The sequence below is a fragment of the Leucobacter sp. NPDC077196 genome, assembly GCF_040687075.1.
GTDB lineage: Bacteria > Actinomycetota > Actinomycetes > Actinomycetales > Microbacteriaceae > Leucobacter.
In genome coordinates, this window is record NZ_JBFBML010000004.1 from 142,506 (window position 1) to 163,795 (window position 21,290).

18 protein-coding genes are annotated in these 21,290 nt (G+C 65.3%); 4 read left to right on the top strand and 14 right to left on the bottom strand.

Features of this window, described 5'->3' with window-relative positions; all coding sequences use genetic code 11:
• Window positions 1-140: 140 nt before the first annotated feature.
• Genes AB0O71_RS06500 through AB0O71_RS06515 form a run of 4 tightly spaced genes read right to left on the bottom strand, consistent with a single transcriptional unit; the run spans window position 141 to window position 4,372 of the window.
• Window positions 141-1,769: a cytochrome bc complex cytochrome b subunit gene (locus AB0O71_RS06500; protein ID WP_363743411.1), complete on the bottom strand. Its 1,629-nt coding sequence runs from the start codon at window positions 1,767-1,769 to the stop codon at window positions 141-143.
• Window positions 1,766-2,881 carry a Rieske 2Fe-2S domain-containing protein gene (locus AB0O71_RS06505; RefSeq protein ID WP_363743414.1) on the bottom strand — a complete coding sequence of 372 codons (1,116 nt, stop codon included), beginning with the start codon at window positions 2,879-2,881 and terminating at the stop codon, window positions 1,766-1,768. The genes AB0O71_RS06500 and AB0O71_RS06505 overlap by 4 nt, the downstream gene beginning before the upstream one ends.
• 46 nt (window positions 2,882-2,927) lie before the next feature.
• Window positions 2,928-3,737 carry a cytochrome c gene (locus tag AB0O71_RS06510; protein ID WP_363743417.1) on the bottom strand — a complete coding sequence of 270 codons (810 nt, stop codon included), beginning with the start codon at window positions 3,735-3,737 and terminating at the stop codon, window positions 2,928-2,930.
• A gap of 20 nt (window positions 3,738-3,757) precedes the next feature.
• Window positions 3,758-4,372: a heme-copper oxidase subunit III gene (locus tag AB0O71_RS06515; protein ID WP_090149051.1), complete on the bottom strand. Its 615-nt coding sequence runs from the start codon at window positions 4,370-4,372 to the stop codon at window positions 3,758-3,760.
• Window positions 4,373-4,567: 195 nt separating this feature from the next.
• Here AB0O71_RS06515 and trpD point away from each other — a divergent pair, with 195 nt between their 5' ends.
• Window positions 4,568-5,632 (top strand): anthranilate phosphoribosyltransferase, encoded by a 1,065-nt coding sequence (gene trpD / locus AB0O71_RS06520; RefSeq protein WP_363743420.1) that lies wholly within the window; start codon window positions 4,568-4,570, stop codon window positions 5,630-5,632.
• A gap of 22 nt (window positions 5,633-5,654) precedes the next feature.
• Here the strand turns inward: trpD and AB0O71_RS06525 are convergent, their stop codons facing one another.
• The 5 genes from AB0O71_RS06525 to AB0O71_RS06545 all read right to left on the bottom strand — a co-directional run bounded on the left by AB0O71_RS06525 (window position 5,655) and on the right by AB0O71_RS06545 (window position 13,908).
• Window positions 5,655-6,494 (bottom strand): M23 family metallopeptidase, encoded by an 840-nt coding sequence (locus AB0O71_RS06525; protein ID WP_363743423.1) that lies wholly within the window; start codon window positions 6,492-6,494, stop codon window positions 5,655-5,657.
• Between the two features lie 164 nt (window positions 6,495-6,658).
• Window positions 6,659-7,957, bottom strand: a complete 1,299-nt coding sequence (locus AB0O71_RS06530; RefSeq protein ID WP_363743426.1) for an LPXTG cell wall anchor domain-containing protein — start codon at window positions 7,955-7,957, stop codon at window positions 6,659-6,661.
• A gap of 47 nt (window positions 7,958-8,004) precedes the next feature.
• Window positions 8,005-11,013: a glycosyl hydrolase gene (locus tag AB0O71_RS06535; protein ID WP_363743428.1), complete on the bottom strand. Its 3,009-nt coding sequence runs from the start codon at window positions 11,011-11,013 to the stop codon at window positions 8,005-8,007.
• Between the two features lie 233 nt (window positions 11,014-11,246).
• Window positions 11,247-13,253 (bottom strand): BCCT family transporter, encoded by a 2,007-nt coding sequence (locus AB0O71_RS06540; RefSeq protein WP_363743431.1) that lies wholly within the window; start codon window positions 13,251-13,253, stop codon window positions 11,247-11,249.
• On the bottom strand, window positions 13,246-13,908 hold the full coding sequence (locus AB0O71_RS06545) for a phosphoribosylanthranilate isomerase (protein WP_363743433.1): 663 nt from the start codon (window positions 13,906-13,908) through the stop codon (window positions 13,246-13,248). Before AB0O71_RS06545 ends, AB0O71_RS06540 begins: the two co-directional genes overlap by 8 nt.
• 147 nt (window positions 13,909-14,055) lie before the next feature.
• Between AB0O71_RS06545 and chrA the strand changes: the two genes are divergently transcribed.
• A complete protein-coding gene (gene chrA / locus AB0O71_RS06550) occupies window positions 14,056-15,276 on the top strand; it encodes a chromate efflux transporter (RefSeq protein ID WP_363743435.1) in 1,221 nt (406 codons plus the stop codon).
• Between the two features lie 13 nt (window positions 15,277-15,289).
• Here the strand turns inward: chrA and AB0O71_RS06555 are convergent, their stop codons facing one another.
• Window positions 15,290-16,504, bottom strand: coding sequence for an MFS transporter (locus AB0O71_RS06555; RefSeq protein ID WP_363743438.1), 1,215 nt, complete (start codon window positions 16,502-16,504; stop codon window positions 15,290-15,292).
• Window positions 16,505-16,617: 113 nt separating this feature from the next.
• Here AB0O71_RS06555 and AB0O71_RS06560 point away from each other — a divergent pair, with 113 nt between their 5' ends.
• The gene (locus AB0O71_RS06560) at window positions 16,618-17,070 is read left to right on the top strand and encodes a MarR family transcriptional regulator (protein ID WP_363743441.1); all 453 of its coding nucleotides are present in this window, start codon (window positions 16,618-16,620) and stop codon (window positions 17,068-17,070) included.
• 423 nt (window positions 17,071-17,493) lie between these two features.
• On the opposite strand, the gene AB0O71_RS06565 is transcribed toward AB0O71_RS06560, so the two are convergent.
• The 3 genes from AB0O71_RS06565 to AB0O71_RS06575 are packed head-to-tail and all read right to left on the bottom strand — an operon-like array spanning window position 17,494 to window position 20,059.
• Window positions 17,494-18,288, bottom strand: a complete 795-nt coding sequence (locus AB0O71_RS06565) for a phosphatase PAP2 family protein (RefSeq protein WP_363743444.1) — start codon at window positions 18,286-18,288, stop codon at window positions 17,494-17,496.
• Window positions 18,285-19,139 (bottom strand): RNA methyltransferase, encoded by an 855-nt coding sequence (locus AB0O71_RS06570; protein WP_363743447.1) that lies wholly within the window; start codon window positions 19,137-19,139, stop codon window positions 18,285-18,287. The genes AB0O71_RS06565 and AB0O71_RS06570 overlap by 4 nt, the downstream gene beginning before the upstream one ends.
• The gene (locus tag AB0O71_RS06575; RefSeq protein ID WP_363743450.1) at window positions 19,136-20,059 is read right to left on the bottom strand and encodes an alpha/beta hydrolase; all 924 of its coding nucleotides are present in this window, start codon (window positions 20,057-20,059) and stop codon (window positions 19,136-19,138) included. The genes AB0O71_RS06570 and AB0O71_RS06575 overlap by 4 nt, the downstream gene beginning before the upstream one ends.
• A 147-nt stretch (window positions 20,060-20,206) precedes the next feature.
• Between AB0O71_RS06575 and AB0O71_RS06580 the strand changes: the two genes are divergently transcribed.
• Window positions 20,207-20,905, top strand: coding sequence for an exonuclease domain-containing protein (locus AB0O71_RS06580; RefSeq protein ID WP_363743452.1), 699 nt, complete (start codon window positions 20,207-20,209; stop codon window positions 20,903-20,905).
• Between the two features lie 89 nt (window positions 20,906-20,994).
• Here AB0O71_RS06580 and AB0O71_RS06585 read toward each other — a convergent pair whose 3' ends face one another.
• Window positions 20,995-21,243 carry a type B 50S ribosomal protein L31 gene (locus tag AB0O71_RS06585; RefSeq protein ID WP_363743454.1) on the bottom strand — a complete coding sequence of 83 codons (249 nt, stop codon included), beginning with the start codon at window positions 21,241-21,243 and terminating at the stop codon, window positions 20,995-20,997.
• Window positions 21,244-21,290 lie beyond the last annotated feature (47 nt).

A 21,290-nucleotide genomic window follows, 5' to 3' on the forward strand; every position in this document is an offset into this window, starting at 1 on the left:
GGAGTTCCCAGAGGAAATCAGTAGTGCGTGGCGAGTTCGACCGAGGGGAGCGGCAGCCTTTGGGAGAACGTCGCACCGGACAACACAATGCCCCGCAGGAAGAATCCTGCGGGGCATTGTGTTGTGTTCTCGAGAGGGGGTTAGTGGCCCTCGTGATGTCCCTGTTCGATCTCGCCCTTGCTCGGCGGAACAATGCGATCCTCGAAGAACCAGCGGCTGAAGCCGGCGCGGAGCCGCTGCGAGAAGGGGATACGACCGTCATCGTTGGGGCGCAGCATCAGCGGAGCGTAATCGTGGTAACTCACGAGCTGCCACGACTCATACTCGTCGAGCGGCTTGTGCACCTCGACGAATTCGCCACCGGGCATGCGCACGATTCGACCCGACTCGTAGCCGTGCAGGGCGATCGAGCGGTCCTTCTTCTGCAGGGCGATGCAGATGCGCTTCGCGACCTGGTAGGCGAAGATCGGCCCGAGAATCAGCAGCGCTTGCAGTCCGTGGATCACGCCCTCCATGGAGAGCTGGAAGTGCGTCGCCATGAGGTCGGAGCTCGCGCCGGCCCACATCACTGCGTAGAACGTCACGCCTGCCGCACCGATTGCGGTGCGGGTCGGGGCGTTGCGCGGACGGTCGAGGATGTGGTGCTCGCGCTTGTCGCCGGTGACCCACGCCTCGATGAAGGGGTAGATCATGACGAGGACGATGAACAGACCGATGATCGCGAGCGGAAGCAGCATGTTCCACGACCAGGTGTAACCGAACCACTCGGTTTCGAGACCCGGTGGCACCAATCGGAGCATGCCGTCGGCGAAGCCGATGTACCAGTCGGGCTGTGTACCGGCCGACACCGGAGACGGGTCGTACGGCCCGTAGTTCCAGATCGGGTTGATTCCCACCAGTGACGCGATCAACACGATCACACCGAACACGATGAAGAAGAAGCCGCCGGCCTTCGCTGCGTAGACCGGGAGTACCGGGAAACCGACGACGTTCTGCTGCGTCTTTCCGGGTCCGGGGTACTGGGTGTGCTTGTGGATGACCACAAACGCGAGGTGCAGCGCGATGAAGAGGATCACCAATGCTGGAAGCACCATGATGTGGAGCATGTAGAGACGGCCGACGATCGCAGTGCCCGGGAACTCGCCACCGAAGAAGAAGAACGACAGATAAGTGCCGATCACCGGAATGGCCTTGATGATGCCGTCGATGATGCGCAGACCGTTGCCCGAAAGCACGTCGTCGGGGAGTGAGTAGCCGGTGAAGCCCTCTGCCATGGCGAGGATGAAGAGCACGAAGCCGATCACCCAGTTGAGCTCACGCGGCTTGCGGAACGCTCCCGTGAAGAAGATGCGGAGCATGTGCAAGCCGATGGAGGCGACGAAGAGCAGCGCCGCCCAGTGGTGCACGTGACGCATGAGCAGGCCGCCCCGCACCGAGAATGAAATGTCGAGCGTCGAGGCCATTGCCACCGACATTTCGACACCCTTCATCGGGACGTAGGGGCCCGTGTAATGGGTCTCCACCATCGATGCCTGGAAGAAGAGCGTCAGGAACGTGCCCGACAGCAGGATGACTACGAAGCTGTAGAGCGCGACTTCGCCCAGCAAGAACGACCAGTGATCCGGGAAGACCTTGCGGCCGAACTCCTTGACGGCCACGCCGATCTTGGTGCGCTCGTCGATGTAGTTCGCGGCTGCAGCCGTGAAGCGGCTCGAGCCGTTCTGAGCCTGCTGGCTCGACGCGGGGGTTTCGGTGACAGTGCTGCTCACTTGAGGCGCTCCCAAAAGCTCGGGCCGACGGGTTCATGGAAATCGCTCTGCGCAACGAGGTAACCCTCGTCGTCGACGGTGATGGGAAGCTGGGGAAGCGGACGCTTCGCCGGCCCAAAGATCACCTTCGCGTGCTCCGAAACATCGAACTGTGACTGGTGGCAGGGGCACAGCAGGTGGTGCGTATGCTGCTCGTACAGGGCCACCGGGCATCCGACGTGCGTGCACACCTTCGAGTAGGCGACAATGCCGTCGTACGACCAGTCCTTGCGCTCCGGAAGCTCGTGGAGATCCTCCTGGTTCAGGCGCATCAGGAGCACGATGGCTTTCGCCTTCGCGTCGAGCAGGTGAACGCTGCCGCCGCGCTCATCGAGAGTCATCTTCTCGAAGTCCTCGTGATTGAGGGTTTCGGGAATCACATGGAACGCTGAACCAATGGTGACTTCGCTGGCCTTGATCGGAACACCGGAAGGGTCGCGCGCAAGTCGCACGCCCTCGGTCCACATCGTGTGGTGGGCAAGCTCGACCGGATCGCGATCCTGGGGGCCGAGACCGCGCAAGAGCGTGATTCCGGGCAGGGGGAATGCGATCAGCGCACCGATGAGGCTGTTCCGCACGAGCGAACGACGCGAGAAACCGGATTCCTCGTCGGCAAGCTTGAAGACCTCAGCCGATCCTTCACGGGTCGGCGCATCGCTCGCGACGGGGTGACGGTAATCGATGGATTCGTGATCCGCCATGATCGCCTTGCCCCAGTGGACCGCGCCGATGCCGACAGCCAGCAGGGCAAGTGCCATGCCGAGGCCGACGAACATCGTGTGCAGGCGAATCGCCATCAGTTCACCCGTTTCGATCGGGAAGAACATGTAGGCGAGCACGGCGCCGAGGCTGCCCGCGATCGAGAGGTAGAAGAGAGTGTAGACCGTTCGTTCGGCGCTCTTATCCTTCTTCGGATCGAGATCCGTGACGCGCTTGCGGTGCGGGGGAAGGCCCGGATTCTGCACGGCGTCGGACGGGATCACCGCGGTACCCGCGGCGGCTTCGACCGAGCCGTGGCCGGCGGCAACGACAACGGCGTGCTCGCCGCCGTTGTTCTTCGCTTCCTCTGCCATGTTGCTCCTTGATTCCTGACTCATGAAAACTGTGACGCGTCGTCGACTAGTTCGACTTTGCGGTGACCCAGACCGTGAGGCCGATAACGGCGCCCAGGCCGATCACCCAGATGAACAGACCTTCGGCGACGGGGCCGATCGATCCGAGGGTGAGGCCGCCGACTGCTGGCTGGTTCTCGATGTACTTGAGGTACGAGATGATGTCAGCCTTGTCCTGCGGCGAGATGTTCGCGTCGCTGAAGACCGGCATGTTCTGCGGCCCGGTGATCATCGCTTCGTAGATGTGCGTCGGAGCGACTCCCGTCAGCTTCGGCGCGAACTTGCCCTCGGTGAGCGCACCACCCGCGGCTGCGACGTTGTGGCACATGGCGCAGTTGATGCGGAAGAGCGATGCGCCGTTAGCCACACCCTCATCGTCACTGTCGGCCTGCAGGTACTGCGTCTCGGGAAGCGCGGGTCCGGGAGCGAGCGATGCGACGTACGCCGCCATCTGCAGCGTCTGCTCCTCGGTGAACTGCTGTGGCTTGACCATGCCCTGGGGGCCCTGGAATGCGAGCGGCATACGGCCGGTGCCCACCTGGAAGTTGACCGATGCTGCGCCCACGCCGATCAGTGTGGGGCCATCGGGCGTACCCTCGGCGGCAGCGCCGTGGCAGGTCGCGCAGTTAGCGCCGAACAGCTTCTCACCCGCTTCGATCGTGGCGGGAGAGGTGAGGTCGACCTCTGCCGTCGCGGAGGTCTGGCTGAAGCCTGCATACGCGGCGCCGGTCACGAGGAGTCCGACGGCGACGAGTGCGACCGTCGCGAGCGGGTGCCGGCGGCCGGACTTGCGAAGATTCTTCTTGGCGCGAGCCATGATGTCGATTGCTCCTGACCCTATTTGAGGACGTAGATGACGATGAAGAGGATGATCCACACGATGTCGACGAAGTGCCAGTAGTACGACACGACGACTGCGGTGGTCTCCTCCTTGTGCGTGAAGTTCTTTACGGCGTAGATGCGACCGATGACCAGGAGGAATGCGACGAGACCCAGCGAGACGTGGATGCCGTGGAAGCCGGTGGTCATGTAGAACGCAGAGCCGTACGGGTCGGACGCAAGAGTGATGCCCTCAGAGACGAAGGTGGCGTACTCGTAGGCCTGGCCCGCGACGAAGATCGCGCCCATGAAGAAGGTGAGGTAGAACCATTCGACGGTTCCCCACTTCTTCATGCTGGCGCCGGTGGCACGCGGCTGCATGCGCTCGGCGGCGAAGACGCCGGCCTGTGCGGTGAATGACGAAGCGACCAGAATGAGCGTATTGATCAGCGCGAACGTGAAGTTGTGCTTCTCGGTCTGTTCCGCCCACAGTTCGGGGTTCATCGCCCGCAGCGTGAAGTAAATCGCGAAGAGGCCCGCGAAGAACATGACCTCGCTGCCGAGCCACACGATCGTGCCCACGGCGACGAGATTCGGTCGCTTCACCGCAGGCACGGCTGACTTGGTATTCATAGTGGTCGTTGTCACCCTTCCATTATGGCTGAAAGTCAGGTGTGCATTTTCACCCGGACACGGCGAGCCGAACTTTCTGCATCCTTCCCCGGTAGCCTACCGTCTCCGGCGGCCCGGGATTCCCACGAACGCTCGACATTCATCCGATGAAGTGGCGTGATCTCGCGGTTTTCTGGCCCTCGATAGAATCGACCCATGATCGACGAACGGACTTGGCCGACCGTACTTACGACGCTGCTGGAAGGCGACGACTTGAGCGTCTCGCAAGCCGAATGGGCGATGTCCAGTTTTATGACCGGAGCCGCGAGCGGTGCGCAGATCGGCGCCCTCCTCGTAGCGCTGCGCTCGAAGGGCGTGACGGTCGACGAAGTGATCGGGTTCCGCGATGCGATCCTGGCAGAGGCGCTTCCGCTCGACCTGCCCGCGATGTCGCTCGATATCGTCGGCACCGGGGGAGACCGCTTCGGAACGGTGAACATCTCCACCATGGCGTCGATCACTGCAGCGGCCGCTGGCGCTCCCGTGGTGAAGCATGGGAATAAGGCGGCGAGCAGTCTGTCGGGCTCCTCCGACGTGCTGAGCTCGCTCGGCATCGACCTGACACTCGATGGTCCGCAGCTGTCCCGTGCCTTCCGCGATTCTGGGATCGCATTCGTTCACGCCGCTCGGTTCCTCCCGGGATTCCGCCATGTCGCGAATGCCCGAAAAGAGCTGGGGATCCCGACTATCTTCAACTTCCTCGGCCCGCTGTGCAATCCGGTGCGTCCAGAGGCATCGGCTGTCGGAGTGGCCGACATCGAGCGCGTGCCGATCTTTGTCGGCGTGTTCCGCCTGCGCGGTGCCTCCGCGCTCGTGTTCCGAGGCGATGACGGGCTCGACGAGCTGACGACCACGGGCCACTCGCGGCTGTGGGAAGTGAGTCGCGGCGGACTGACGGAGCACGACATCGATCCGCGCGACCTCGGAATTCCGCGGGCCCAGATCAGTGACCTGGTGGGCGGCACGCCCGACGAGAACGCCCAGGTCGTGCGGCGGGTGCTTTCTGGTGAATCCGGGCCGATCAGGGACATCGTGCTGCTGAACGCGGCTGCGGGGCTCGTCGCGTTCGACCTCGCGCAGCGGCCGGAGACGGCTGAACGCGCATTGCTCGAGCGTCTCAGCGAGAAACTCGTGGTCGCGGCAGCCGCCATCGACTCGGGACAGGCCGCGGCGAAGCTTGATGACTGGGCCCGCGCGACCTCGTCCGCCGCTGCGCGCTGAGGCGCGTGCGGTGCCGAACTGATCAGTCGGCCGGCAGCTCCGAATCGCGCGCGGGCCTGTCGGAGGCAGGCGCTTCATCGCGGTCAGTTCGGTAGTACTTTGCGAGGAACGGCATCGGATCGATGGGAGTGTCGTCGACGCGCAGAGCGAGGTGCAAGTGGGCCCCGAACGAGATACCCGTCGACCCGACTCGCCCAGCTCGCTCGCCCATCTCGATGCCGTCGCCGACTTCCCACGAGTGCGAATCGGTCTGCATATGGCAGTACCGGCTCGTCACCTCCTTGCCGTCGATCTCGTGTTCGATCGTGAGGGCGAATCCGCATCCGTCGGTCGCCTCGCCCGCTTCGGAGACCTTCCCATCCGCTATGGCGAGGATCTCGGTGCCCGCGGCAGCTGCGAAGTCTTGGGCGTCGTGAAACTGCTCGACTGGAGCGGTTCGGTACCCGAATGGGTCGGTGAGGGCGACCGGCGTCGCAAACGGATAGTTGACGAGGGACCGTGCTCGGTAGGAGTATCCGACCGGTGAAGGAGCGTCTGTGTCGACAGCGTCGATCTCGGCGAGAGACGAGGGAAGATCGTCGACCGAGACCTCTGAAAAGAGCCGTTGCTGAGCCGCGGCCGTGTCCGTCGATCCGGGATGCTGCACGAGCGGGATCGCGAGCGTCGAGACGAGCCCGCAGACGCTCGCAGCAGCTGCACCGCGCGCCAACCGATTGCGTCTCGTGCGCGGCGTGGTGCGGAGCGTGCTCTCAGCATCAGGCACGTGCGTCAGGCGCGGGCTGGTCACGTACTCCGTGTGCTCGAACGGCTCGGCCTGCGGAGCAGCATTCGAACTGTCGGGCGTTCGTGCGAAGGGAGTCATGCAAACTTTCGTCGGAAACAGGGGAGGCCCGAAGCGTCCGCGCGCGGATGCGGAGGGGCGGCAGAGACCGCTCGGGCATAGACGTCAGGATACTCGCTGTCGCACGACGATGCCAGAGCAGCCGATCGGGCGGGGGAGCCTGGGAGCTCCGCCCGCCCAATCCATCATTCTGCGTGCAGCCGTGAACGACGACGGAAGAGGAGGATCGCGCCAGCCGCGAGCAGTGCGATCGCGACCGCTACGATCCCGGCGATGCCGGCGCCCGTTATCGGCAGCGACCCGTCTCCTGGCTCGCTCCCGTCGCTCTCGGCCGCACCGGAATCCGAAGTTCCGCCCGCCTCCACATCTGCAGCGCCGGTCGCCGATGCATCGGTGCTCCCCGCAGTCGAGGCGTCTGCATCCGCGCCTCCCGCGGTGCTCGATCCTGACGCGTCGGCGGCTGCGCCGGCGCCGCTTGCCTCGGCCTCAGCGCTCGGGTCCGCCTCCGCTGCGAGCACCGGGTCAGACGTGACCATCGAGACGAAGGGCGCGTTTCCCGCTCCGTGAGCAAATACCCATGCCGTGACCGGATCGCCCACAAGCTCGGCCGTGAGATCCAGTGACGCACTCGTGCTGTCGAGCGGTGTCTCCCCGGCGCTCCAGCGGTGGGAGACGATCTCGGGATCCGGAGTGAACACGGGATCGACAACCGTGAGAGTCTCCCCGGCGCGAGGTTCGCCTGACAGAGTCGGGGCATCCGCTGCGAACTCACCCTCCGGGGCGACCCCCAGTGCGATCGGGCCGAAGTCGACGGTTGTACCGGGAAAGACGAGTGCATCCAGAGGGGCTGGTGCGGCGGCCTCGCCCCGCGCAGCGACCCAGGGCACGTATCCACCCGCAGGCACGCGCGAGATGGTGATCTCACCGGTCTCGTCGGCGTACTCTCGTTGCGATTCGGATGCGACTCCGCCGACGTCGATGCCCTGCAGCTGCGCAACGGCATCATCGAGGTCGATGAGCGTGCTATCGCCTTCGGTCACTGAGAGCGTGACTTCGCCGCCCCATCGCTCGAGATCGTGCTCGGCGAACGGGTCCGCATCACTGGTGCCGTCGGTAATCTCGAAGGCCGGCGCGTCGTCCAGGTACGAGGCGTTGCCGCCGAGCGACTCGCCGAGCGCATAGCGCGCGCTCGAAACCGAGGTGTCGAACTGGAGGGTGTACGCGCCGTCGGGCAGGAAGTCGAGTGTCCACGCACCGTCGGCGTCGGTTTCGGTCTCCTGCTCGAAGACGTACGTGCTCTGCGCGCTGTCCCAGCGATAGGCCGAGACTTCCACGCGGCCGACGGGCATTTCATCCTCGGTAACGCTGCCTGCGATGGTGGCATCGACGGCTGCGGCACTCGTCGCACTCAGCGGTGCCGCGATCAGCGCCGCCGCGATGAATGCTGCCGGCAAGCCGCGGCGAAGGGCGGGACGAGTGGTCATGCTGCTCTTTCTGGTCGTGAGAGTAGTGAGAGTCGTGACGTTCATGGTCAGGCCACCCGCGCCTTTCCGATCGGAACGATCGATACTGGGCCGATGAGGCCGTATGCCTGAGCGGGGACGACGCCGTACACGGTCGGGTTGACGACCCGGAGCCGATTGATGAGCGGAGATGCGACTTCGACGCGGAGGGTGTTGCGCCCGGTGCGCACGTAATCGGAGATGTCCAGCTCCGTGTCGCTCAGGTCGACGTGGTCGACCGGCACGCTGTTTACCCAGACTCTGAAGGTGTCGAGCACCTGCCCGAGCGACAGACGGACGCCTCCGCTGCCGGGTCGCCACGAGGCGTCCAGTGTGAAGGTCGTCCGGTAGTCGCCGACTCCCGCGACGTCGGTGAATCCCAGTTGCGTCCAGGCTCCGAGCGCGTTGTTCTCGACGCGGTGCGTGACGTGGTCGGTCGCCACTCCATCGGCGGCTGGTCGCCAATCATCGAGTGAGAGCGACCAGTCGGTGAGCGCGAGCGGTTCAGGAAGAGATGGCACGAGCGTCTGCTTCTGACGACCGTCCGCGAAGCGCACCGCATGGGGGCCGGCCTGGGCGGCGTGAATGTACACGGCGCCGTCAGCGGTCACCGACACCTCCTGTCCGCTCGTTTCGGCGACGATGGCCCGCGGGGCCGTCGTCGCGGCCCAGCCCTCAGGAGCGAGCACGATCACGGTGGACTGCGCCGGCTGCAGCCGCAGGTGCACCGTGACGTTCGCCCCATCGCGCGTGTACTTCGCGAGAGGTCGGATCGTGCCCGTCCAGGCATCGAGCTCATACGGCACGTGCGCGTCGAATGTGGCGAGCACGGTCACATCTTGCTCGACGAACGTGAGCTTGTCTTTGCCCGGATTGTGCTTGGCATTGACGAAGTAGAAGTAGTCGATCCCGTCTGCCACACGATGCACGTGCTTCACGCTCGAGCTCGCGTGGCTGACAGTGCGGTTCACTCCGAGCGCAGCCAGAGCCAGCGGAATGTCGTCGTTGCCGGCAGCATCGGCCACGTTCGGCAGCGCGCGCATCTCGGCGATGATATCGACGACCCGTTGGTTCGTCGCGGCGTCGCGGTATCCCGTCGATGCCGGCGCGCTCCAATTGCCGAAGAACACGATGGGGAAGCCCGATTGCGCGAGCGCGAGCAGTGCTTCGCCGGCACGCACGGACATGGTGGCCTCGCTGCCGCGGAACCGGTCGATATCGAGGATGAAGGCGCGATAGTTGCCGCCCTGCGGCGCAAAACGGCCTCCCTGCAATACCGAGAGCTCTTGGAAGAGTCCCGACTCGTTCAAGAATCCATGCGACCAGCCAATCGGGATGCCGGCCGCAGTCGCCCACGGGGCGCCGATGCCCGTCTGCGCCCAGCCCTTCTGCCGGAAGAACGCGATGTCGTACACGGCGCGTCCCTGCTGCAGCACCCACTGCGTGCGGGAGATCGCAGCGGCCACTCGATCGAGATGCTTCCAGACGGGCATGCGCGGGCCCCAGGCCTCGGAGTACCCGACGCCGCCGTTATAGGGGGAGAATGCCGCGAAACCCGGCCAACCCGCCCCCGGCGCCGCAGCGTAAGCGTATCCGTGCAGCACCGTTTGGTTGACGCCGCCGCAGAAGGTCTCGGCGAGCGTGTAGAGCACTTCATTGCGCCAAGTCGTGAGGTACGCCTTGTTGAGGTATGCCGATGACTCGCAACTGAGCAGCTTGCGGCCGGCGATATCGCGCCCGCTCGCGAGCACGCGATAGTCGTCGACGTTCTTCGCTCCGAGCGACTCGGTTTCAGGGATATCGACGATACCGGCCTGCTCGATCGAATCCTGCTCGAGCCCATAGGCTTGCACACGGTACTCAAGGCCGTACGAGTGCGCCCAGTCGCGAAGCGGGATGAGGTGGTGTTCGGAGTACAGCTCGCTCATCACCTGGTTGAAGTCGTCGCGCACACGGGTGGTGACGATGTCGTCGTAATCGTAGAGGTACTTCTCCTTGGTCTCCACGAGCACGGGGAGAAACGGGAAGATGTCGTAGCTCATGCGGCTCTGGAACTCTTCGCGGGCTTTCGGAGTCCATATCGTGGCGTGGGTTTCGATTTCGAGCGAGTCTTCGAAGAAGCTTCCGCCCACCGAACCGAGCAGGCCCTTGATGCGATCGGTGAGGAGATTCGCCTCCCAGTAGTCGATGAGGGTCTGCGCGCCCTCCGCACTGAAATGATCGACGACGTACGACGTCGGATTCGTGTGATCGCCGCCCTCGGGCCGCTGACCGCTGCCGCGCTCCCAGTAGGCGAGTAGCACCCAGGATCCGCCCGCGGCGGGCGCGGTCCACTCGAGACTCTCGTTCGCAACGTCTCCGGTCAGATCGACGAGGCTGCTGCGCTTCAGCACCGTCGTTCGTCCCACGCTGACGATCTCGAGTGCGTGCACGCCAAGGAGCGTGCGCTCGGTGACGCCGGGCTCCGGGGGAGTGATCGGCTCGGGGAGTGCACCCGAGAATGCGGCCCCCGGCGCGAGAGTGGCCGATCCATGCGCGATCTCCTTGATCGCCGCTTCCGACTGCGGAGTGATGTTCGGCGTCGCCGCCGGCCACGATGGCCCGAGCGTGATGTCGATTTCGATGCCTTCTTCTTCGGCGGTGGCGAGCGCCGTCTCGACCGCGGCGACCCAGTGCTCGCCGCCCCAACCGTAATTGTCGATGTCGAGGCCGCTTCTGACGCTATGGTGCACATCGGAGATCTCGAGCCCACCGAAGCCGGAGCGTGCGGCAGTGCGCACCTCAGTCGCGATCTGCTCGAGATCGACCTGGCCGTTCGGCCACCACCAGCGGAACCGCGGAGCGGTGGCCATCGTGGGGTTCGTGAACCCGTCAAGCGTCGCTGTACCGGCTGCGGACGCCTCGCTGCGTGCGAGGGCGAGGGCTGACGCTGGCTGGGACGCCGAGAGTGCGGCGACACCGGCCGCGGTCACGGCCGAATAGCGGATGAGTTGTCGGCGGGTCAGACCAGATGGCTGGCGGTCGACGTGGTGTGGCATGCGATTGCGCTCCCTTGCGACAACGGCGTCACTGCTTTCGCGCACTCGCCGTTGAGTTGAATCGTTTCAAAACCGTGCAAGAAAAGCCTACTGATAACGCGCTGGCAATGTCAACGTTGCCAGCGCGTTATCCCGCGTGCTACTTCCGCTTCGATCGCGACGCGGGTGTTACCAGCCGGTGCCGAAGCAGTTGCGCCCCGGCTGCCGGTGACACCCGTGTGTCGTTCGGTAGCTCAGCGATCGTTGTCGCGAGCATCGTCCTCGGTCGTGCGAGGCGCCGTTGGGGGAGTCGCAGTCGATCCCGGCTCGCCTGAGTGCGATCGCGTGTCGCCGCCTGCAGAAAGGGAAGCATCCCCTGAGGCCGCGTGGTCGTCCCGTTCCGGACCAGGAGGCTGGATGCGGCCAGGATCGACCGTGCGCTGCACGTCGGTCGCTCTAATGGTCTCGATAGGGCCAGTCGTCGCATCGACGTACCAGTCGGTGAGAGCGGGATCCTCACTATCGAAGCCGGCTCCGGCGCCCTCATCCGCGGGCACGCTGTTCGTGCCGAAGACGAAGTCGTCGCCGAACTCATCGATACCGCGGCGCACGCCCTGCGCAATCGCTGCACGCGCGTATGCGCGACGGATGATGTAGGGATCGGTTCGCAGATCCTTGACCCACGCGATCATGATTCCGATCACGATGAACGCGAACGGCAGCGCCGACACCACCATCAGGGATTGCAGGCCCGAGAGCGTATCGCGCCCGCCCGCCAACAGCAGAGCGACCGCGATCAGGCTGAGGAGGAGGCCCCAGACGATCGTCACCCATTTCGAGGGCTCGGGTCGGCCCGCCTGCGACATCGAAGCCATCACGATGGATGCCGAGTCGGCTGCGGTGACGAAGAACACCAGCACTGCGATCATTGCCACTACCGAAGCGATCATGCCGAGGGGCAGCTCGTTCAGCATTTCGAAGAGCACCGACTCGCCCGACCCGCCGGCGTCGAGTTCGGCGCCATTGAGGGTCTGGAAGATGGCTGTGCCGCCGTAGATGACGAACCACGTGATGACGATGGCCGACGGAACAAGCACCACAGTGGTCACGAACTCCCGCAGCGTACGACCGCGAGAGATCTTGGCGATGAACATGCCGACGAACGGCGTCCACGAAACCCACCACGCCCAGTAGTAGGTCGTCCAGGTCGATAGGAACTGGGTCGCCTCTTCACCCTGGTTCGGGTTGCGCGCGAGCATGATCATCGCCTGCTGGAAGAACTCGATGATTGATGCGGGCAGGAAGTTGAGCAGATAGACCGTCGGCCCCACGATGAACACGAACACCGCGAGCGAGCCAGTGAGAAACATGTTCAGGTTCGAGAGTCGGCGGATGCCCTTCTTGACTCCGGCGACCGCCGAAGCGATGAAGAACGCGGTGAGAATCGCGATTGATCCGACGATGAAGGCGTTACCCATCGGGCCGAGGCCCGTCACGATTCGGAACCCGCTTTCGATCTGCAGTGCCCCGATGCCGAGCGATACGGCGGTGCCGAACAGCGTCACGATGATCGCGAAGATGTCGATGATGCGCCCGAGTATGCGGTTGCTGCTGCCCGGGAAGATGGGCTCGAAGAGCGCCGAGATGAGCGGCGCGCGGCCACGGCGGTAGGCGCTGTAAGCAATTGCGCCCCCCACCAGGGCGTAGAACGACCACGCGATCGGGCCCCAGTGCAGAATGGTCTGTGCCAGTGCGGGAAGGGCTGCGTCTCCGCTCGCGGGCTCGACCTCGAGGCCGGGGGCGGGGCTCAAGAAGTACGTCAGTGGTTCGAGTGGTCCGTAGAAGAGCAGGCCGATCCCGAGCCCGGCTGCGAACAGCATCGAGATCCACGACAGGGTTGAGAATTCGGGCTCTTCGTCATCGGAGCCGAGACGAATACCACCGGTGCGTCCGAAACCGACGACGAGCATAAAGCAGACAACCGCAATCGCGAGCGACCCGAAGAGCCAGCTGAAGTTCTCGGTCACCCACGTAAGCGAGGTGCCTCCGACGACCGCAATCGTATCGGGAGCGATGAAGGCCCAGAGGATCACCGCGAGTGTGCAGGCAACCGCGACGCCGAGCACCACCCAGTTCGTCGCGAATCGGACGCCCGTCTGCTCGACCCCGATTCCGGGGATCAGGCCCGGGTGAGGGACTGGCGGCGGTGTCACCAGCGTGATCTTGCGGGTGCGCTTGCCTGGCTCGTGCCGGTCACTCATGAAGTGTATCGCTTTCGTCGGTTGACGCGGATGCCGCGCGCGCTGCCGCAATGAAGCGGCTGATCAGATCTGGATGCTTGTGGCCCGCGGCGCTCTCGACTCCACTGGAGACGTCGACGCCTCCGGGTCGTGCGAGGGCGATCGCCGCTGCGACATTGTCGGGGGAGAGGCCACCAGCGAGGAGCCAGTCGGTTCCAATGCGGCCCCTGAGCGCGCTGTCGCTGCCGAGTGGGGAGAGATCCCACGTGTCGCCCGAACCGGGGGTCGCGCCGTCGAGGAGAAGCCGTTCCTCGTTGAGCTCACCTGCATAGAGTTGCGGGGCTCCGACGAGCGACGTCGCGCGCCACACCCGGGGGAGCAGTGCCTGTGCAGCCGCGACATCGTCGGCGGTGTATTCGCCGTGCAGCTGCAGTACATCGAACCCGAGGTCGACGGCCAGCCGAGCCGCTTCTGCTGCGGGAAGCGTGTTCACGACGAGCACCGTGTCGATGTCGCTGCGCGTACTTCGGGCGGCGGAAACCACGGCTCGCGCGTCGTCGACCGAAGCATGCCGGCTGCTGCGCGAGCTCATCACGACGCCGACAGCGTCCGCTCCCAGTTCGGCCGCGAGGGTGGCGTGCGCGGGGTCTCGCAGCCCGCAGATCTTCACGTACATATCTCACTCCTCTCCTCGACCGACTATTCAGGGTACCGAATGCGCTCCGTGAAAGAAATTGCGAGAGACGGGCGACGCGGATGTCGGGGGAGTGAACACCGGGCACGGGCCGCCCCGGTCTCGCTCCTCCTTCGTTACGCTCGAAGGATGTTCGAGGGTGCTCGCGACCCGTCTCGAGTACTCGAGACCTTTGCCGTCTTCCTGCGTCTCGGCTGCACTTCGTTCGGCGGCCCCGTCGCGCACCTCGGCTACTTCCGTGACGAATTCGTCGTTCGTCGCCGGTGGCTGACCGACGCGGAGTACGCGCAGCTCGTCGCACTGTGCCAGTTTCTTCCCGGTCCGGCGTCGAGTCAGGTGGGGTTCGCTCTTGGATTGCGAAGGGCGGGCCTGCCTGGGGCGATCGGTGCCTGGTTCGGGTTCACGATCCCGTCAGCGCTGCTGATGCTCATGCTCGCCCTGGGCGCGAGCACCGTATCGGGTCCGATCGCCGATGGCGTGCTCCTCGGGGTGCTGGCGGTCGCGGTCGCGGTGGTCGCACAGGCAGTCTCCGGGATGGCGCGCTCACTCGCTCCCGACGTTCAACGGGCGAGTATCGCGATCGTCGCGGCGATCGTCGCGCTGCTGATCGGCGGGGTGTGGGGGCAGCTGGCGGTGCTCTGCGGTGGGGCGATAGCCGGAGTCGCGCTGCTCGGACGCACTGCGGAGCCGGAGGCGCCTGCGCACGAGCACGATGAAGAGCTGCCGATCGGTCGTCGAGGTGCACTGGCGGCGCTCAGTGCCGCGGGCGCGCTCCTCGCTCTACTTCCGATCATCGCGGCGAGCTTGCAGCACTCCGCGTTCTCTGTCGCTGACGCCGCGTACCGCGCCGGCGCGACGGTGTTCGGGGGAGGGCACGTGGTACTCGCGACGCTCGAGGCGGAGCCCGCATTCGCGGGGCCGATCGGGCAGGATCACCTGCTCTTTGGATATGGTGCTGCCCAAGCGCTGCCTGGCCCCCTGTTCAGCTTCGCCGCCTATGCCGGCGCCCTGGTTGACGCTTCGGGGAGCATCCCAGCACGAGCCGGCCTCGCCGCGGTCGCTCTGGTCGCAATCTTCCTTCCCGGCCTTCTGCTGCTGATCGGGGTGCTCCCGTTCTGGGGACGTCTGAATCGTCGGCCGACCATTGCGGCTGCCATGCAGGGCGCCAACGCGGCCGTCGTCGGAGTGCTCGCAGCGGCGTTCGTCGATCCCGTCCTCGTGCACGGAGTGACTGGCCCGGCAACACTCGCAGTCGCGATCCTCGCGCTCGTCGCGCTGATGATGCGCGTGCCGCCGTGGCTCGTGGTCGTTGCTGGCGCCGCGTGCGGAGCCGGGCTCTCTGTGCTCTAGCTTCCGTGCGTCGTCAGGCGATCGTAGAGAGCTCGCGCTCGGCGGAGGGCCCGTTGCTATCGGGGTCGACCAGGGAACGTTGCAGGATTCGCGCGGCACGCGCTGCGAGTACCAGTACGACAAGTGCCGTCGCCGTCAGCGCTGCGCCGATCCAGATGGGTGCCGTGTAGCCGAGGCCCATGCTGATCCCGATTCCCCCCGCCCAGGCTCCGAGCGCGTTCCCGACATTGAACGCACCAATATTGGCGCCCGAGGCAAGCGTGGGCGCCCCTCCCGCGTATCGCATCACGCGACTCTGCAGACCAGGGACCGTACCGAAGCCGAAGCCGCCCATCAGTACGAGAATCACGATCGTCGCGATTTGATGCGTCGCAAGCAGGCCAAAGAGCACGAGGACCACGGTCAGGGCTGCGACGAATCCGATGAGGGTGCCGTCGATCGAGCGGTCTGCAAGGCGCCCGCCGGCCCAGTTGCCGAAGACGAGTCCGATTCCGAAGAGGACGAGCAGCCATGGCACAGTTGTGCTCTCAAACCCGGTGACTCCGGTGAGCGTGTAGGCGATGTAGGTGAATGCGCCGAACATGCCGCCATACCCGAGAATCGTCACGGTGAGCGATAGCCAGACCTGCGCGGAGCGGAATGCGCCGAGTTCGCTGAGCGGGCTGACCGCTTGAGTGCTCGTGCGAGGAGTGCGTACGAGGACCGCGATCCCGACGAACGCGACGATGCCAATCGCCGAGATCACCCAGAACGCGGAACGCCACCCGAACTGCTGGCCGAGAAATGTGCCGAAGGGAACGCCGAACACGTTCGCGGCGGTCAGGCCGGTGAACATGATGGCGATGGCGCGACCCTGCTGTTGCGCCGGCACCAGGCTGGCTGCGACGACTGAACCGATGCCGAAGAACGCACCATGGCTGAGTGCTGCGATGATGCGCCCGACCATCGCCAACTCGTACCCGTCGGCAAGCGCGGTCACGGCGTTGCCGATGATGAACAACACGATGAGTCCCAGCAGGACAGGTTGGCGGGGGAGTCGGGTGGTGGCAGCGGTGAGTCCGAGAGCTCCGACGACAACCGCGAGGGCGTACCCCGAGATGAGCCAGCCAGCTGCGGTTTCGGAGACCCGGAGGTCGCTCGCAACCTCGGGCAGCAGGCCCATGATGACGAATTCGGTCAGCCCGATGCCGAATGAGCCGAGCGCGAGAGCGATGAGTCCCAGAGGCATAGAGGAAATCTCAACATTCTTGATAAGGTAGTTGCAAGCGCGGGTAATTGCCCAGGCGAGAGCAATACTTGCACATGCAAGTAAGCCGCGCAAGCAACGATTGAGGGGCGATTGTGGGAATTGCGGATGGTGCTGTCGAGATCCGGGCGCGGGGCTGGCGCACGCTCGCCGCACTGCACGGGCTGATCGAGGCCGAACTCGAGCGAGCGCTAGCCGAGTCGGCGAAACTCTCGGTGGTGGAGTACACCGTGCTTGATGCGTTGAGCCGTCAAGATGGCTGGCATATGCGCATGCAGCAGCTGGCGCGCGCCACGGCACTGAGTGCGAGTGCCACCACGCGCCTGGTGACGCGTCTCGAAGATCGTGGGCTGCTGACGCGCGTACTGTGCGCAGAGGATCGACGTGGGATCTACACGGAGCTCACCGAAACTGGTCAGGAGTTGTACCGCAGGGCCCACCCGTTGCACGATGAAGCGTTGGAGCGCGCCCTTGGTCAGGCCGAGCGCCGACCGGAACTTGCTCCGGTCGTGCGAGCGCTGCAGCAAGAGATCGTGCCGACGCGATAGTGCGTCGGAGGCGTGGAGCTACGGTGTCCGCTCCGCCTGAGCTGACATAATATAGATTATCGTGCACGTAACCGTGTCTGACATTGAGGTACTTCAGTGCAGACGACCGGCGTGGCTCGAGATTCGCGAATCGGCACATCGACACTCGACCGCTCGCGTACCGGCTGCTGGCTCGAGCTGAGCTGCCGAACCTGGCTCGCCGCAGACGCAGACGCAGATCTGACTGCGCAGCTGGAAGGTCATTGACTCGGTGGTCCCGTCGGCGGCATTCCCGCCCTCCGTCCGGCACCGAGCCGAATCGAGCCAAACAGAGCCATACCGCGCCCACTCGAGCTGACATAACCTGTGTCTGCGCTTCTCGGGCGACGCCGCTCCGTGTACACCGATGGAGTTCTCTCGGAACGCCCGACGCGCTCGAGCCACCTACGCGCGGCGTGAGCCGAGCAGCAGCATGGTTCGTGCCGCGAGGGCCGCCGCGCCGACTCCACCGAACTCCCCTGCGCTGAGCATGAGAGCCGAATTCTCCGCTGCGACAGCCACGCCCACGAGCACGACCGCCGCAGCGACAGTCACCCATCCTACGATCGCGAGGCCCACTGACGTGCTGCTTCCGAGCACCGTGGCTCCGCGCGACGTGGGCGGGTAGATGAGCGCCGCGAGCGCGAAGGCGGCGACCGCTAGGGCGATCCCCCCGTATACGTCGCTGGGACGGTGCCATCCGTACGCGAGCAGTTGCCACCCGACCGCAGCGATGAGCGCCGCACCGCCGATCGAGACGAACGCGCGCACGCGGCTCGGCACGGCCCAGATGAGCGCCGCAGTGATAGCGGCGAACACCGTCATGTGTCCGCTTGGAAACGTGTTCGCCGCATCGAGTTCGAAGAGTTCGGGGCGGGTCAGGAGCCGCAGCTTCAGCAGCTGAGCGGCGAGGATCGACAACGCCGGAATCGCAGTCACGACGAGCGCCCGCCTGAAGCCGTGCGACACCCATGCGATGATGCCGACGACGACCAGTGCAATCGCAACCGTCGGAATGGACACCAGGTTGAGTGGCGGCGGAGGCGTGAATGTGAACTCCGCGGCATCGAGCACGCTCTCCTCAGCGCGTTGTCCGACCACGTTTCGCACCCCGAGCACGTACGATGCAACGCCGACCACGGCCCAGAAGATGAGGAACCACGTCGCTCGACGCCGTCCGCTTGCGGCCGATCCGCTCATGCGGGGTCTCCGAAGGCCGTGACGGGATCAGCCTGCGACCGCGCATCCGCCGTGCGCACCGCCCAGAGTGCCAGCGCGGCCGCGGTCGAGACGTTCAGCGAATCGACACCGTGCTCCATCGGGATCACCACCGCGCGCGTGGACGCCGCAAGCGCCCGGTGGGTCAGCCCGGCTCCTTCGGTGCCGAACATGAGTGCGAGTCGTTCGGGGAGCACCTCGACGTACGTCGCCAGATCCTCTGCGTCATCACGAAGAGCGAATGCCGTGAGCTCGTAGCCCGCATCGCGAATCATCGGGCCGGCCTCCCGCCAATCGGGCAGCCGCGCCCACGGCACCTGCAGCACGGCGCCCATGCTCACACGCACTGCGCGACGGTACAGCGGATCAGCGCAAGCCGGCGTCAAGAGCACTGCATCCGCGCCGAGCGCCGCGACGGAGCGGAAGATGGCTCCGACGTTCGTATGATCGGCGAGGTCTTCGAGCACGACGATGCGCCGCGAATCTCTGAGCAGCTCCGATGGGTCCCGGGCTTCAGGTCGATGCATGGAGGCGAGTGCGCCGCGGTGCAGGTGAAAGCCGGTAAGAGTCGCGAGCTGATCCGACTCCCCCACGTACACCTCGACGTCGGGAAAGGCTTCGAGCAGCGGCTCGACGCGGGGCAGCCACTCCTCGAGCAGCAGAACGGAGCGCGGGCGGTGCCCCGCGCGCAGCGCGCGTTCGATCACCTTCGGTGACTCTGCGAGGTACAGGCCCTCCTCCGGTTCCCGAACTCGGCGCAGTGCGACATCGGTGAGTTGCGTGTAGTCGGCGAGTTCCGGGGCGGAGAGGTCATCGATCCTCGTGACCCTCACGCGCTTCCTCCGAAGGCGGGTGCGCTGGCGATGGTTCGCGTGCCGGGTGACGCGACTGAGAGCGGAGCGATGAACTCGACGACGTACGCCGCCGCGTCGTGCACCGCCTCGTAGTGCACCAGGTGGCCCGAGCCCGGCACGATGCGGAGCTGCGATCCGCGCACCCGACGCTGCAGATCGAGTTGCTTGACCAGTGGAGTGATGTCGTCCCGCTCCCCCGCGATCACCAGCGTCGGCATGGTGAACGCGCTGGAATGCTCGACCACGGTGTGCGAGACCGAAGCCCGGAAGGCTTCGAGCAGCGTCGACGGATCGGCGAAGGTGCTGAAGTATCGTGCGTGCTGGTCGTGAATCCACGCACGAAGCTCGGGATCCCGCGTCTTCGCCATGACTTCGCTCATGACGCGCACGATCGCGGGATGACCCAGAAGGGAGCGCGCCGCGCGATCGGGCAGCAACTCGGCGGCGCGGTAATAGCCGATCGCGAGCTGCGTGAGTGCGGCTTGCGGCCCCGCGAGAGCCGGTGACGAGATCGGATTGATGAGAATCAGCCTGCGCGGATGCAGACCTTGCGAGATCGCCGCTGCAACGACGAGCGAACCGAATGAGTGGCCCAGTACGTCGAAGCCATCTGGTGCCACCGCGTCTGCAACAGCGCGGAGCCACTCGCCATAGAGGGCGAGATCGTGGCTGCGACCGGGGATCGCCGGGCTTTCTCCGAAGCCAGGAAGGTCGGGCACCACGATCCGCAGTTCTGGTCTGAGAGCTGCGATTCGGGCCGCGATGCCCGCAAGCCCGTGATGGTCGCCGCGGAATCCGTGCACCAGGAGCAGCGTCTCCCCCGCGTCTGCGCCATAGATCCAAGCTCGAGTATCGACCCCGAGGGCGGGAATGCGGAGGGCGCGGGGGGCGAGAGTCACGGAGGAGATTCTATCGAGACCCCCTGACAACCTCCTGCTGTCGGCTCGTAGAGCAGGCCGGTGAGGTGGACCAGCGAGGCCCGGAGCGCGACGGTGCACGGCCGGTGCCCTGCAGTCGATACGATCGACGAAGACGAAAGGACTCCCGTGACCGAAACGCTCCCGTTGTGGGCTGCAGACCTCGCCGTGTTCGATACCGAGACGACGGGCATCGACACGGCTCACGCCCGCATCGTGAGCGCTTCGATCGCGCTCCTCGGGCCCGGGGGCGAGGTGTCCGAGCGCTACGACTGGCTCCTCGACCCCGGTATCGAGATTCCCGCCGCTGCTGTGCAGGTGCACGGTATCAGCAATGAGATCGCCCGCACGAGCGGTATCGAGGCCGCTGTCGGTGTGCGCCAGATCGTCGATCAGCTGCTCGAGATGATCGAGCGCGGTTTTCCGGTTGTCGCATACAACGCGCCATTCGACCTCACGCTCCTGGCGGCGGAAGCTGCTCGGCATAACGTGCCGTGGCCCGCAGCGGTTTCCCCCGTGATCGACCCGCTGATCCTCGACAAGCAGCTCGATCGCTACCGCAAGGGCAAGCGCACGCTTGAGGCCGTTGCAGCGCACCACGGAGTCGAGATCGGCAATGCGCACGATGCCGGCGATGATGCGATCGCCGCCGGCCGGGTGCTGCAGCGCATTGCGGCGAAGTACGCCGACGTGGTGCCGGCCGAGCTCGACGAGCTCCACCGTCTGCAGGTCGAGTGGGCTGCGTCGCAGGCGGCGAGCTTCCAGGACTACATGCGCCGGGCGCGCGATCCATCATTCGTCGCTGACGGACGGTGGCCGATTCGCTGACCCGCACCGGAGCTGACGCGCCCCGGAAACGAAAACGGGCCGGGCGATCCGCAGAGGATCGCCCGGCCCGTTCATGCCGCAGTCGCGACTTAGGCGCCGAAGCCCTTGAAGCGCTTGTTGAACTTCTCGACGCGACCGGCCGAGTCCATGATGCGCTGCTTGCCCGTGTAGAACGGATGCGAGGCGCTCGAGATCTCGACATCGAGCACGGGGTAGGTCTCGCCGTCCAGCTCGATGGTCTTCTCGCTGGTGAGCGTCGAACGGGTGAGGAACGTCTCCCCCGACGCGAGGTCGCGGAAAACGATTGCGTGGTACTCGGGGTGGGTATCGGTCTTCATGAGAGTTCCTTCGTGTTTGCCTGGGAGAGAGCGTGTAGCAGCACGCT